Here is a 771-nt window from a genome sequence, read left to right as displayed (position 1 = left end):
CCACTTTATTAGGATACATGCAATTCCTCTTCAACGAGTACAACAAGTACACCGCCAACAACTGCGACAAGTGAAACTGCGCCGGTAGAAAAAGTTCAACCGCAACAAGATGAAGCTTTAGAAACTATGGTTGGGAAAAAAGAAGCTTTAAAAACATATGCCAAACTAACCGATGGACAAGAATTTGCTTATCGCTTAAACGAGCAAAATCAATTTATTAAACAAACAAGTTTAGCTAATTATAAAGATCAAGTTTTCCGTGTAACAGACAAGGTAAAGACTAGTGGAGATAAAGAAATGATTCGACTAGTTAAAGAAGATAGCGCCAATACAGAGTTTGGTTGGGTACCAAAAACAGCACTAGTATTACATAATGGCACATACACGAAAAAAACAGGCTATGTTGCCGTTACAACCTCAAAATTAAGCCTACAAAAAGATGTCTTTAGTAATGCCCAAATTAAAAACTTTAATAAAAAGACTTTGCAATATCGGGAAATTTATACAGTAAATAAAAAAGAATATTACGCTCTTTATAATTATCAAAATCAATTTGTAGGTTTTACCGCTAAAGGGAACGGCTTAGTGCTGAATACAAGTGCTGGCGGTAAATTTTATAGTGAAAATCGTTACGCTACTTTTATGCAAAAAGGAAAAGTCTTGTGGAACAACTTTTCTTTTAACAGTGCCCGCGGCAATACTTCTTCTTACTATGGTAAGACAGTAAAAATTAAAGGTTACTATCAGCACCTGAATAATTCATAGCTCTAA

1 protein-coding gene is annotated in these 771 nt (G+C 34.5%); it reads left to right on the top strand.

The features are described 5' to 3' along the window. Positions 1 to 126 precede the first annotated feature (126 nt). Positions 127 to 765 carry a hypothetical protein gene (locus RU96_RS12650; RefSeq protein WP_249024211.1) on the top strand — a complete coding sequence of 213 codons (639 nt, stop codon included), beginning with the start codon at positions 127 to 129 and terminating at the stop codon, positions 763 to 765. The last annotated feature ends 6 nt before the right edge of the window (positions 766 to 771 follow it).

Source organism: Enterococcus canintestini, assembly GCF_001885735.1.
Taxonomy (GTDB): Bacteria; Bacillota; Bacilli; order Lactobacillales; family Enterococcaceae; genus Enterococcus_C; species Enterococcus_C canintestini.
The sequence above is the reverse complement of the archived record's forward strand: the minus strand, read 5'-3'. Positions and strand labels throughout refer to the sequence as shown.